This window comes from Arthrobacter terricola, assembly GCF_004354015.1.
Taxonomy (GTDB): domain Bacteria; phylum Actinomycetota; class Actinomycetes; order Actinomycetales; family Micrococcaceae; genus Arthrobacter; species Arthrobacter terricola.
In genome coordinates this window covers 1-12,565 of the sequence record NZ_SMRU01000031.1, presented here as the reverse complement: position 1 = coordinate 12,565, position 12,565 = coordinate 1, and the positions used below count along the sequence as shown (strand labels likewise).

The 12,565-nt window shown below is 62.1% G+C and carries 14 protein-coding genes and 1 pseudogene; 6 read left to right on the top strand and 9 right to left on the bottom strand.

Annotated elements, in window-relative coordinates:
* Positions 1-85: 85 nt before the first annotated feature.
* The 8 genes from E1809_RS21160 to E1809_RS21125 all read right to left on the bottom strand — a co-directional run bounded on the left by E1809_RS21160 (position 86) and on the right by E1809_RS21125 (position 7,261).
* Positions 86-736 carry an NAD(P)-dependent oxidoreductase gene (locus E1809_RS21160; RefSeq protein WP_133206223.1) on the bottom strand — a complete coding sequence of 217 codons (651 nt, stop codon included), beginning with the start codon at positions 734-736 and terminating at the stop codon, positions 86-88.
* 15 nt (positions 737-751) lie between these two features.
* A complete protein-coding gene (locus E1809_RS21155) occupies positions 752-1,207 on the bottom strand; it encodes a VOC family protein (protein ID WP_133206222.1) in 456 nt (151 codons plus the stop codon).
* A 43-nt stretch (positions 1,208-1,250) separates the two neighbouring features.
* Positions 1,251-2,000, bottom strand: coding sequence for an SDR family NAD(P)-dependent oxidoreductase (locus tag E1809_RS21150; protein WP_165962436.1), 750 nt, complete (start codon positions 1,998-2,000; stop codon positions 1,251-1,253).
* A gap of 33 nt (positions 2,001-2,033) precedes the next feature.
* Complete coding sequence (locus E1809_RS21145; protein WP_133206220.1) at positions 2,034-2,564, bottom strand: nuclear transport factor 2 family protein; 531 nt, start codon at positions 2,562-2,564, stop codon at positions 2,034-2,036.
* A gap of 35 nt (positions 2,565-2,599) precedes the next feature.
* A complete protein-coding gene (locus E1809_RS21140) occupies positions 2,600-3,355 on the bottom strand; it encodes an SDR family NAD(P)-dependent oxidoreductase (RefSeq protein ID WP_133206219.1) in 756 nt (251 codons plus the stop codon).
* 103 nt (positions 3,356-3,458) lie between these two features.
* The gene (locus E1809_RS21135; RefSeq protein WP_133206218.1) at positions 3,459-4,574 is read right to left on the bottom strand and encodes a sugar ABC transporter substrate-binding protein; all 1,116 of its coding nucleotides are present in this window, start codon (positions 4,572-4,574) and stop codon (positions 3,459-3,461) included.
* Between the two features lie 51 nt (positions 4,575-4,625).
* A complete protein-coding gene (locus E1809_RS21130; RefSeq protein ID WP_133206217.1) occupies positions 4,626-5,699 on the bottom strand; it encodes an ABC transporter permease in 1,074 nt (357 codons plus the stop codon).
* Positions 5,696-7,261: a sugar ABC transporter ATP-binding protein gene (locus tag E1809_RS21125; protein ID WP_133206216.1), complete on the bottom strand. Its 1,566-nt coding sequence runs from the start codon at positions 7,259-7,261 to the stop codon at positions 5,696-5,698. Before E1809_RS21125 ends, E1809_RS21130 begins: the two co-directional genes overlap by 4 nt.
* A gap of 274 nt (positions 7,262-7,535) precedes the next feature.
* Here E1809_RS21125 and E1809_RS21120 point away from each other — a divergent pair, with 274 nt between their 5' ends.
* The 6 genes from E1809_RS21120 (at position 7,536) to E1809_RS21095 (ending at position 11,370) form a co-directional block, all read left to right on the top strand.
* Entirely contained in the window at positions 7,536-8,642 is a 1,107-nt protein-coding gene (locus tag E1809_RS21120; protein ID WP_133206215.1) for an NADH:flavin oxidoreductase/NADH oxidase, read from the top strand.
* A 45-nt stretch (positions 8,643-8,687) separates the two neighbouring features.
* The gene (locus E1809_RS21115; RefSeq protein WP_133206214.1) at positions 8,688-9,128 is read left to right on the top strand and encodes a nuclear transport factor 2 family protein; all 441 of its coding nucleotides are present in this window, start codon (positions 8,688-8,690) and stop codon (positions 9,126-9,128) included.
* 38 nt (positions 9,129-9,166) lie between these two features.
* Positions 9,167-9,886 (top strand): GntR family transcriptional regulator, encoded by a 720-nt coding sequence (locus E1809_RS21110; RefSeq protein ID WP_133206213.1) that lies wholly within the window; start codon positions 9,167-9,169, stop codon positions 9,884-9,886.
* Positions 9,887-10,103: 217 nt separating this feature from the next.
* Positions 10,104-10,559 carry a nuclear transport factor 2 family protein gene (locus E1809_RS21105; RefSeq protein WP_133206212.1) on the top strand — a complete coding sequence of 152 codons (456 nt, stop codon included), beginning with the start codon at positions 10,104-10,106 and terminating at the stop codon, positions 10,557-10,559.
* Between the two features lie 192 nt (positions 10,560-10,751).
* Positions 10,752-11,132 (top strand): fumarylacetoacetate hydrolase family protein, encoded by a 381-nt coding sequence (locus tag E1809_RS21100; protein ID WP_374102714.1) that lies wholly within the window; start codon positions 10,752-10,754, stop codon positions 11,130-11,132.
* Positions 11,110-11,370 (top strand): hypothetical protein, encoded by a 261-nt coding sequence (locus tag E1809_RS21095; protein WP_133206211.1) that lies wholly within the window; start codon positions 11,110-11,112, stop codon positions 11,368-11,370. Before E1809_RS21100 ends, E1809_RS21095 begins: the two co-directional genes overlap by 23 nt.
* Before the next feature lie 571 nt (positions 11,371-11,941).
* Here the strand turns inward: E1809_RS21095 and E1809_RS21090 are convergent.
* A pseudogene (locus E1809_RS21090) lies at positions 11,942-12,565 on the bottom strand (ComEC/Rec2 family competence protein); the annotation flags it as partial.

Sequence of the window (12,565 nt, the reverse complement as noted above, 5' to 3'; positions counted from 1 at the left end):
TGCAAGCCAACGTCGAGTGGCCGCTGCGAAGCAATGCTTCGCAGCGGCCCAACGCAATGTTCGCCCGCGTCCCGGGAAACCCGGGCTAATAGGCGACTGTGAAACGCTGACGGCGGTGCTTTGGCCATTCGATTTCATCGATGACTGCAACCGCATAATCCTCGAATGAGATTGTGCTGTTGCCGGATTCGTCGGTGATCAGGTCATCGTTCGCCGTCCGGTAGGTGCCTGTTCGCCGTCCCGGCTGGATCTTGGCTGCCGGGCTGATGCTGGTCCAATCCAGGTCATCCACAGTGCGGTAGAACTCCAGGGCATCACCATGGGCATGCATGGTCTGCAGCACGTCCTCTGGAATGCCCGGCCGGTCCCAGACCTGTCCACCTCCCGGTGTGCGCAAAGAGCCGGCACCTCCGACTGTCACCAGACGCGGGGCTTCGGCCCCGGCGGAGCGAAGCCCGGCAATCAGCGAGCGGGCAGCAGGGGCGATAGTGGCCAGGTTCTCCTGCCCTCCCGCCCCGCCGACCGCACTGACCACGACGTCATGTTCGGACGCTATGGCTTTGACCGAATCCGGATCCAGGACGTTGCCGGCGACGACCCTCGTCCCGGGTTCCATGCCCGAGACCGTGTTTGGATCCCGGACCACCGCGGTGACGTCGTGACCGCGGGTGAGGGCTTCTGACACAATTCGGGAACCGATTCTTCCGGCTGCTCCAAAAACAGCAATTCTTGCCATTCTGCTCCTTCACGTTCAGGGGATGGCTTCGGCCGTTACCGGCCATGGTCGTGAATAGATGGAGAATCTTTCTTCCTGGAGAAATTCGACCCAAAGACCGTCCGGATCCTGGATGAAGACCCACTTCGCCTTGCCGTCGGGCAGGGCCCCGACTTCGACTGTGTCATCGGCAAGGCCTTGGCGCCTCAGCTGGGCAAGGGTGGCGTCGATGTCGTCTGTGGCTAAAGCAAGATGCTTAAGGCCGATGACGTCGAGGTCATTCCCGAATCCGGGACTCAGCGGTGGCAGGTGCTTGTTTTTCCCGTATGCGAAAAGTTCGAGGGCGTATTCGTCAAGTTGGAGATGGGTGAGCGTCGCCCCGTCGAAATTTGTCCTGTTCACCTCGACAAAGCCCAGTGCCGTGTAGAAAGCGAGGGAAGCGTCCAGGTCGCGGACGGAAATAGCAGTGTGGTGGGGTCGGTACTTGATCATGTTTGAGGCTCCTGTTTCATGGCGGGGCAGAATTCGGTGAAAGTCACCACATCTGTAGTCCGCCGGTTACCGCCAAGGACGCGCCGGTGATATTTTTGGCTCGCGGCGACACGAGGAAGGCCACGGCGTTTCCAATATCCTCAGGGTATTGCCCCCGGCCGAGCGGCACACGGGCTATCTGGCGCTCCCACTGATCAGGGTCCAGGGTGTCCCACATGGGCGTTCGCACTATGCCGGGGCAGACCGCGTTCACGTTGACGTTGTGCTTGGCGAGTTCAAGGGCAGCCGACTGGGTTATCCCGATCACCGAGAACTTTGATGCGTTGTAGGCCGAGTACTCGTCAATGGCGTTTTTCCCCGCCATTGACGCTATGTTGACGATTTTTCCGCCGGCTTTTTCCTGGAAGTATGTGCCGGCAGTCTGGCAGGCGAAGAACACGGCCTTGGCGTTGATGTCGTTGACGAGATCCCAGCTTTTTTCGGTCACCGCAAGGAACGGCATCTGCCGGGCCGTACCTGCGTTGTTGACCAGGATGTCCACTGTCCCGAACTCGTGCTCGGCTTGGGCGAAGACCTCCCGTGTGGAGGACATGTCGAGCACATCCTGCTTCAGCGCCAGCGCCTGGTGGCCGCGCTGCCGTATGGCTTCGACGGTTTCCTGAGCCCTCGGCAGCTCGAGATCCGTTACGACGACGCGGGCTCCTTCGGCTGCGAGCACGTCGGCCATACCCCGGCCTATGCCTTGCCCTGCCCCGGTTATGACGGCGACTTTGCCGTCCAGTTCCTTGGTCAAGCGTTTGTCCCTTCGTTCATGGGGAGTTTCAATTTAGAAGGGCCGGTCGAGGGCGTCGATGGCCTCGTCGATCTTCCAACGGCTGTCTTCCTTGATCATGCTGAACCGGTAGAGCCCGGTGGTGATCAGCTGAGCGTCCTTTTCCACCCCGTAGATTGCGAGGTAGGCGATAACCACTGCTTCATCGTCGGTGAGACGTTCAACGGTCATGCTGCCGAGAACATGCCGGCGCTGGTCGGACTGGGACTCCATGACTTCCCCGAGCCACTTAATGACACCTGCACGGCCGTTTTCGCTTGAGAGCGGCCCCTCGCCGACGCGGTAGGAGAACGTCACAGATTCAGTGAACAGGCTTTCCAAAACATCCAGTCGCCGCTCGTCATACGCAATCGCGTAGCGGGAGGCAGTTTCCAGGACCATGAGACGGTTGGCCAACGAGGTGAGGTCGGAGGGAACGGGCGGTGCAGGCTGCAGGTCGATGGTTCCGGTGGCGTGAGCCCATGCCGGGGTGCAGGTTTCAGGGGTGGTAGCTGCGGTCACGGTAATACCTTTCAGATTGTTCATTCTGGATTGTTGGTGCACGTGGTGGGCGGGGAGGGTCAGGAGATGGTGCGTCCGCCGTCGACCATGAGTTCCGTACCCGTAATGTAAGACGCTTCGTCGGAGGCAAGGAAGAGAACGGCGTTCGCGACTTCGTGCGGCTGGCCCGCCCGGAGTAGCGGGGTGCGGGTGATGTCTGGGTGGGCGTCACCGGCGGCGGCGAGCACTTCCCTGGTCATGGGAGTTTCAATGATGCCCGGGGCTACGGAGTTGACCCGGATGCCGTCGGGAGCGAATTCGACGGCGGCGGTCCTGGTCATGATGAAGACGGCGGCCTTGGCGGCCTGGTATGCGACGGCTGCGCCGCTGCCGACGTGTGCGTAGGTGGAGGAGAGGTTGACGATGGAGCCGCCCTTGCCGTCTTCACGCATGAGCGCATTTCCGTACTTCATACCCAGCATGACGCTGGTCTGGTTGACATTGATGACCCGGTCCCATTCGGCACGGTCGATTTTGGCGATGCCGTCCAGCGAGAGGATACCGGCGTTGTTGACAAGGATGTCGAGGCCGTCGAACCGGGCTCGGATCCGGTCCATTGCTGCGGTCCAGGCAGCGTCGTCGGTGACGTTGAGTTCAATGCCGAGCGCCTCCCCTCCGGCCTGACGGATGCGGTCGACGACCGCGTTCACCCCCTGCTGGTTAATATCGGCGACGACGACCTTCGCGCCTTCGTTGGCGAAGAGTTCGGCCTCGACCGCCCCCTGCCCGCTTGCTGCGCCGGTGATGAGTGCGACTTTTCCGCTGAGGCGTCCCATGGTGTTCTCCTTTGAATTTGTTGCCGCAGTCTTTCGGCGGCTTGTTCACTTGATGGGGTGTGCAGGCGGGGATTTCCACCCCGCCCCGGCACGTTTGTTTGGGTTAGCTGGTCTTCCAGAGTTTGAGGTAGGTGTCCTTCCAGTCCAGGTCTCCATCCCACGGAATGGAGCTGACGTTGTCGGCGCTGATGAGCTTTTCGGGGACATTGACGGTCTTGAGGCTCGCCGGCAGATTGCCTGCGAGCAGGCGGACCATTTGATCAACGGCAGCATAGGACTGCCATTCAACGCTGACGCCGATAGTCGCCTTGAAAGGCTGGTCACCGGCTTTGATGGCCTGGAGCGCGCCCGGATCGCCGTTCTGGGAGACGACGGTGATCTTTCCATTCTGCGGCGAGCGTTTGATCACGGGGGCGAGGGAGAGTGCAACCGGGTCATACGCGGTCCATACCGCGTTGGCCGTGGGGTTCGCCTGCAGGGTGGCCTGGAAGTCGGTTGGAACCTGGGTCTGAAGGTTTGCGATCTGGAAGTTCGTGTCCTTGACCATCCGGCAGCCCGGGCAGAGTTCCTTGAGCCCGTCCACGAAACCCTGATGCCATTCGACGACGGAGGGGAATTCCGGGTCGTTGACCGAGATGACCTTGCCGGCGCCTTTGGTGGCGACCGTCAGGTAGGCGGCGTTCCAACGCCCGGCCTTGGTGTGATCGTAGAGGGTATTGGCATCGGCAAAGCCATCCGGCGCCGGTTCGGACATGTTGACAACCTTGATGCCGCCGGACCTCGCCGTCAGGATGTCATCCTTGACCACCGACGACGGAATGGATCCAAGGAAGATCCCGTCGGCGTGGAGTTGGATCGCTGTCCGGACGGCGGCGCGCATCTTGTCGGGGTCGCCGGCGGGATCGATCATCTGGTAGCGCCAGCCGAGGGCTTTGGCGGCTTCGGCGATGGCGTCGACTTCGCGCTTGCAGCCCTCGGCGGCGTAGGCGCAGGGGACGGCGACAACGAGCTTGTCCTTGGGCGCAGCGACCTGCTCGGCGGGGAAGTCGAATGTGGTGACCTTGGCCGTGGCTTCCCCGAGGACTTTCCGGGCCGCCGATACATCGTTGTTTCCACCGCCGCTGCTTGGGGTTCCCTGCGAGCTGGCGCATCCTGTCAGTGCCAAGGCCCCTGCGAGGACCGCAGCCCAGGCCGCGGAGCCGTGCTTGATTCTGGTCATGGTGATCCCTTCGAACGGGGTAATCGGGAAATGTACTTACTGGTTGTGTGGTCAGCTGGAGGCCTTGCGGCGGCGCTTGCCGACGAGGACTGATGCCGAGACCGCGATCATGAGAGCGGCACCGTTGAAGATGTTTGTGACCCAGGTCTGGGCGCCGAGGAGGGTGAGGCCATTGCTGCCGACCGCCAGAAGAACGACGCCGATCACGGTGCCCCAGACATTGAAGTAGCCGGGCTTGATCGTCGTCGCGCCCAAGAACGCGGCAGCGTAAGCCGGGAGGAGAAATTCCGGGCCCAGGGTCGGGGCCGCGGTGCCTCCGCGGGAGGCCAGAAGCGCCCCTGCCAGCGCCGCGAGGATCCCGGCAACAATGAACGACGAGGCCAGGTACCGGTCTACTCTCACGCCACTGAGGCGTGCCGCGTCCCGCCCCATCCCCGTAGCACGGAGGTAACGCCCGAACGGCGTCTTCTCGATCACGTAGAACAACAAAAGGCTGAGCACGATTGCATAGGCCAGCACCACCTGGAGGTCGAACACCCGCGTCGTCGTCAGGGCACCGAACGCGTCGGAGCCGAGGACAAGGAGGGAGCTGCCGGTTACGAGCAGGTTGAGCCCGGACAGGATGGTCGCCGAGGCGAGGGTGGCGATGAACGCATTCACGCCCACCTTGACCACAAGGATTGCGTTGACGGTTCCGACGATGGCGCCTACTGCCAGGCAGGCCAGGATCACCACCGGCAGCGGGGCACCTGCGTTGGAGAGCGCGATCGCGGTGATTGCGCTGAACCCGAGGATTGCGCCGAGGGAGAGGTCAAATTCTCCGGCTGCCAATGGAAGGATCGCGGCCAGGGCGAGAATAACCGGGATCGATTGATCCGACAGGATGGCCTTGACGTTGTCGGACGTCGGGAAGGTGTCCGGAAGGAGGACGGAGAAGACGATGATCATCAGGACAAGGAAGATAATGACGCCGTAGGAGGTCGCGATGGTGCCGACGTCCGGCCGCTTCCGCGCCGGCTTGGTGGTTTTAGTGGAGGTGCGTTCCTGGGTGCTGCTTGCGGTGGTGCTCATGGCTTCCTTCTGGAAAATCTCGGGGGTCTTGGTGGGTGCCGTCGGCGGATTCATGCCGCCGCTCCCTGTTGGGCGCAGAGGAGAGCGAGATGCTCCTCATTGATGTCCTCGCCGGTGGCCTCAGCGACGAGCCGACCGCGGTCAAGGATGAGGACCCGGTCGCAAAGCCCCACGAACTCCTCGAAGTCTGTCGATGCCAGAATCACGGCCAACCCGTCTGCGGCCAGGCCCCGGACAATGTTGGCGATCTCCTGTTTGGCCAGAGCGTCCACGCCCTGTGTGGGTTCATCCAGAAGCAGCGCGGTGCCGCCGAACCCGGCGGCACGGGCGACGACGACTTTCTGCTGGTTCCCTCCTGAAAGGAGCCCAATGAGTCGGGAGGGGTCCGCTGGCTTGACCGAGAACTGCTCGATCAGCCGCAGTGCCCCGTTGCGCTCCTTGCGGCCGTCAAGGGCACCGTTTCGGGTGAAGGTCTTCAACCGGCCTAGAGTGATGTTTTCCCGGACGGACATTGGCAGCACCGCGCCTTCGCGGCGTCGCTCCTGGGGTACGCACGACACACCGGCTGCGATGGCAGTTGCCGGTGAATCCGGCGCGTAGCTCTTCCCGGCCAGTTCCATGTGGCCTGACGACGGGCTCTGGGCCCCCGCCAGAATGCGGATCAGTTCGCTGCGCCCGCAGCCGACCAGTCCGGCAACGCCTAGAATCTCACCGGAGCGGACTTTTAGATCCACCCCCCGAAGCCGCCGCCCGGTGATCCCCTGCGCAGCGAGAACTACATCTCCTTCGCGCAGACCGCGTCTTGGGATCCGGGTTTTCTCAAGACGTTTCCCCACAACGCGGGAAACAATGTCGTCCACGCCCAGCTCGGCGATCGGCTCGTCGGCAACAAGCTTTCCGTCCCGGAGAATTACCAGCTGATCGGCGATCCGCTTGACCTCCTCAGTTCGGTGACTGACATAGATCACCGTGCCGCCGTTGGCTTTCAGCTCCTCCAGCGAGGTCAGGATCGTGTCCACCTCCTCGACAGGAAGGGATGCCGTCGGCTCGTCAAGGACGACGATGTTCTTCGCGAATGCCTGCACTCCGGATTCCTCTTCGTCCTGAAAGGCCCTAGCCAGGCCGACCATGGTCCGCAGGGTGGGGTTCAGCGAGCCGACCAGCGCTCCCGGGTGCACGGAGATGGCGAACTTTTCGAGTGTCGCGGCGACGTGTTCGTGCTGGCGGCGTTTGCTGATCGGACCGAATGTACCTGGTGCCCGGAACCGGTCAACGAAGGCGAAGTTGTCTGCGATCGTCAGGCTGTCCACCAGGCCGACATCCTGGTGGAGGAACCTCAGTCCCGCTTCATGGGCGGTCCGCGGCGTCATGGGCAGCGGCATGGCGGTGCCGCCGATGGTGAGCGCGGCGCCCGGGTCTGGCTGGTAGACGCCGGCGAGGACCTTGATAAGGGTGGACTTGCCCGAGCCGTTCATGCCGAGCAAGGCCGTGATTTTTCCGCGCGGCACAGCGAACGAGACTTCATTCAGCGCGCGCTGTCCTGAAAAGGTCTTGGACAAATTTTCTATCCGTAGAGCATCCGAACCGGTACGGACGTCAGTGTCCGAAGTGATCATGGGTATGCCTTCCAAGAGGAGGAGAAGTAGTTGGTCCGGGCCTACCGTGCGGACCCGGAATCTTCCTTGAGATCGCCCTTCCCAGTGCTCCTCTTTGGGTCCGAGGAGATGTTCGAAAGCTGCGTTTTTGGGATTGTGGATCTGATCATATCTAGTTTATGATCATATTCACAAGGGGTCGGCAGAAGGTTTTCCCGAACGAGTCCGCCAACGGCGGGAGCCAGTTGCCGTATCGGCATGCCGGCCCGGCAGAAACTTCATGGAAGGTTTAGATATGACGACTTCCCCTCTTTTCCAGCCCCTGACCGTGCGGTCGACGACGATCCGTAATCGGATCTGGGTCTCCCCCATGTGTCAGTACTCCTGTGAGAACCAGGACGGTGTCCCCAACGATTGGCACCTGATGCATTTGGGCCAGTTCGCTGCAGGCGGAGCAGGCCTCGTCATGGCCGAGGCAACCGGAGTGAACCCCATCGGCCGCATCTCGAGCGAAGATACGGGTATGTGGAACGACCAGCAGCGTGACGCATGGGCGCGCATCGTACGCTTGATTCACGAACAGGGCGCAACGGCCGCAATCCAGTTGGCCCATGCCGGCCGGAAGGCCTCCGACTACCGGCTCTTCGACGAACGCTGCGGCACGACCAAGCCCTTCGCGGAAGGCGGCTGGAAGACAGTGGCTCCCTCGTCCCTGGCCTTTCCGGGATTCGATGTGCCCCGGGAACTGGATCATGCAGGCATCGACGAGGTCGTCCAAGACTTCGCGGCAGCAGCCCGGAGGAGCGTCGAGGCAGGATTCGACATCATCGAAATCCACGCAGCGCACGGGTACCTCATCCACGAGTTCCTGTCTCCGCTCAGCAACACCCGCACTGACGAATACGGCGGATCCCTCGAAAACCGGGCACGGCTGCTGCTGCGCATCGTCGCCGCGGTGCGGGAAGCCATTGGCAATGACCACGGCCTCTTTGTCCGGTTCTCCGCGACGGACTGGGCAGAAGGCGGATGGGACCAGGAACAGACCGCCGTCGTCGCCGCCATGGCACGCGACCGCGGAGCGGACGTTTTCGACATTTCCACCGGCGGACTGATAGACGGCGTCGAAATCCCGGTAGGCGAGGGATACCAGGTGCCCCTCGCGGACCACATCAAATCAGCCTCGGAGGTGCCCACGTCCGCCGTCGGCCTCATCACGACAGCAAAGTATGCCGAGGAAGTGGTCGCCAGCGGGCGCGCAGATGCCGTCATGCTCGGCAGGGAGATGCTCCGCGACCCGCACTTCGCCCTGCGCGCGGCCCGTGAACTAAACGTCCATGTCGACTACTGGCCACGCCAGTACAAGGCAGTGCAGTGGAAGGTGCGCGAGACCGCCGGACGCTGAACCTCAACTTCTCACTTTGACCCCTTCACAGAACGGACCACCAACATGACCAACAAGACCGTTGCCGGCACACTGACCGCCCTCGACCGGCTGGAAATCCAGGAACTCACGACCGGCTACGGAGTTCACCACGACCGCAGAGACTTTGCTTCACTCCGGGAGTGCTTCACTCCGGATGCAACCTACATCATGCACATCACAGACGGCCCGACGTTTGGCCCCCACCAGGGGCCGGTAGCGATCGTGGGTCAGATCCAGGCATTCAAGGAATCGCAAAACGACGTCCGGCGTCACCACATCTCAAACATCCAGATCGAACCGCTCGGTGACGATATCGCATCCGTGCTGTCCTATGTCCTTGTTTCGGCCAGTGACATCGACGGACTCGCGATCAAAACAGTGGGCACATATGCTGACACTGTTGTCCGAACACCTGCGGGCTGGCGGATTGCCCGCAAGGAACTCCAGTTGGACTCGACGTTTTAAAAGGCCAGGGATTCAGGACGACCGGAAGCAGTGAGTCGATGAAGAAGAATGCCCGCCCCTTGGGCACCAAAACCAGCCAAGCCTATGAATACGTCAAGCGACGCATTCTCGACGGCACCTACGCTCCCGGATACCGACTCGTGCTCGAAAACATCTCCCGCGAAGCAGACATGAGCCAGCTCCCTGTCAGGGAGGCCCTCAGGCGTCTGGAAGCCGAGGGCTATGTCGCCTACAAGCACAACGCCGGAGCGCGGGTTGCCGAACTTGATCCTGCCGCCTACGAGAGCACCCAGGCGGTCATTGCTGTGCTCGAGGGCGCTGCAACTGCGGGCGCCGCCCCGTACGTGACCCCAGAGGTGATCAGGCAGGCCGACGAGCTTAATCAGGAGATGCGTCGAAGGCGCGAACTCTTCGATGCAGAGGGCTTTATGGACCTCAACGCCCAATTCCATGATCTCCTGTGCGCTCCCTGCCCCAATGGACATCTGATGGAGTTGTTGGAAAGCGAACGCAGCCGGATGGCTCTCATCCGGAAGCCGACCCTCGGCATTGTCATGCGGCATGCGGCAGAATTCGTGGAGGACCACGACAGGCTCCTGGAACTGCTCAGGACGAGTCCCCGCTCGCCCGAGATCCAGCTGTTGGCCCAAGCCCATAAGCGGCGGATACTCGAGGCCGTTCAAACCGAGGCCGTAGCGTTTCATCTTCCGCGACCGGCAACGGCGGAACTGGTGGAGATCGAGGCGCGCACTCCGTAGTCCAGTGCCGGGCCATACGTGCCCTCCGAAGGAAAGAATCACGCTACGCGGCTTATGCCCCAAGGTGGCGGCCTTGTTGGCGGTAAATTCGGGCACGCCGGGTCGTTAATGCACCGGCGCCGTCGTTGCGGCAAAACACCCACAACCGGGACTTTATCTGTCCTCTCCAAAAGCCGTGCCCAGCGGGAATGGCATCGATGCAAAGGAGCATACGATCATGACAACCGAAGAGACTACTGCATACGATGTGGCTGCCCTGGCCAACGATCGGGCGGCGATGCAGGATACACTCGCCCGCTACGCGTGGGGCTACGACGAAGGCAACTTCGGCATGCTTGCGGACACCTTCACCAAGGAGGGGACCACCAGCGGCAAGGTTGCGAAGTCGGATGCCTCCTGGGGCCCAACCACAGGCAACCAGGCGATCGCCGACAGACTCAAGGCGATCCGCGACCAGCAGACGGACCAGCGTCGCCACACTATTCACACGTTCCGTTTCGAGAACCAGACGTCTTCGTCCGCCGACCTCTATAGCTACGTGCTCATCACGGCGACGGAAAAAGGCGTGACCAAGACTCTGACCGCGGGCTGGTACCACGCCTCCATGGTCAAGGAAGCAGACGGGCAATGGCGGATGGCGCACCTGACCGTCCTGCTTGACAGCCCCTTCTAAAGACGCTGAGACAATGCGATCTTCTCAAGGAACCGTGACCGGGCGGGCTTCGTGTACACGCATGGGATCGCGGTGCACATCAGCCACCCCGGCCGGGCAGCCCGGCGCGGCCGTACACCGGAACATCATCGGCATGGCGACACGGCGCTGCGGCCACTGCGGGCAACAAGCGCGGCGTCTACAACCTTCGATATGCGGACAAGGGCTCCAACCTCCGGTCCAAGGGGCGCCGGCTTCACTCCGGTTGGCCGCGCGCTGATTCCTCCAGACGCCCCTCGACGCAGCCAAACTGCGCATCCGCACAACAGTGAGCTGGTCCAGAACGACATCACCGAGGGTCTGCTCTTCCCGTTCGACCGGCTTGTCGCGGACCTTTCCCGGCGCCTCGCCCTCGAGGAGGGGGAAATAATCCGCACCGGCACGCCGGCCGGTGCCTCGGTCGCCGTGCCTGGTGACGTGCTGGAGGTCGAGGCCAGCACCGCTGATGGCGGCGTCACCACTGTTAAGTCACCCGGACCCTATGCCCCAACCCCGCCGAGAAGGACAGCTGATGACAGAGCAGAAACCAGATGACCCGAACCTGGTAGAAGAACAGCTTCACGAAGAAATGGAGCAGCACCCCCTCTCGATTTGGACACGTCTGGCTCCCGGCGGCGTCGTGTCATTTCGAGCGCTCGGAGGTCAGGACTATGTCGGAACAGTCGAGTCCAAGACAAGCAACGGGCTCATTATTTGGATACGGGATGACTTAAATGAAAGAAGAATCTTTCACTTCAGCGAATGTCAATCCGTGCGCGTACTTCAAGAGTGAGCCGTCGTAGGCCGCCTCGGATCCATCCGCATTGCCGTGGGCGCGTTCGCTCCGCCTTCTCCCGAGCCGCCTGCGCCCAACGTCCGTCACTTGGCCTCCTCCCGGAATCCAGCGCTGCAAGTCTTGCCGATGCTATTGTGCCCACAGTCATTTGGGCCTGCACTTCGTCTGAGCTTGCCCATAGGCTGGTCAGAGATCTTGCAGCGCATCGTTCCTTTCGCGAGCTGCGCAGAGACCTCCGGCTCAGCTTCCCCCGGCGATCAACCCGACAAGCATGGCGCGCGCGGAAATCGTGGTCACGGACGAAGCCCACGGAGGAGATCATGATGCTGGCACCTTCGAGCATCTTCTCCAGCCGCAGTGGAGTCAAACCAAGCCAAGGCAGACCCGTGGACAAGTTGTCTAGCCACCCGAAGACCACAGTTCTACGATTGAAAGAGTCAGGCGATCGGGCAACTGGACGCCCCTTGAATTCGACCGTCGCAGAACGACAAATCAGGGCACGTAGACCGTCACCGCCACCCGGCCGAGCTAGGCTGTGAGCGCCAAAACGGCGTAGGCAAGCCGCTCGTTAGTTGCCTAGAATTGACCCATACACCTTTGTAACCGTCTCTCCGCTGACGGCCGTGAGATGCGTGGTGCCGGTTGTCTTCATGGCTGTTTCGAGGCTCTCGTCCAAGCGCGAGGTGTCGCCAGTGACCATCCCTGGCATTAGGCCGGCGGCGTCGCCGCCCAACCACTCGGCGTCGCCGCCCAACCACTCGGCGGCGGCGCTGAATTGCTCCTTGAAYARGGCAGGKYYTASCRSSTTGTCTTGTCCCGCTTCGTGGCGGGGTTGAAGATCGGGAGGAAGGGGTCCCGTTGATGCGGCAAGCACGCCGGCCTCGGTTTGGCCYGGCCACGCTGGTTTCAGTTTTCCCGCGGTCCTGATTATTTGGCCAGGCACCACCCGATCCCAGCCGACGCCTCCTGTGACCAGTATTTTTGTCCTGGAGCGGTTGAGCATGCCGTTTGCAGCCAGGTCGATAATCTCCGCTGCGACGGCCCATCGGCCCGGTCCCCGTGAATCCGGCGCCAGCTCCCGGGGCTCACCGGTGATGATCGCGTGGATGAGAACCGGGCCACGCGATTCCACAGCTTGGGCAACCGCTCCGTGTTCGCGTGGCCTGGATTCAGCCGCGGCATGGGCGGCAAC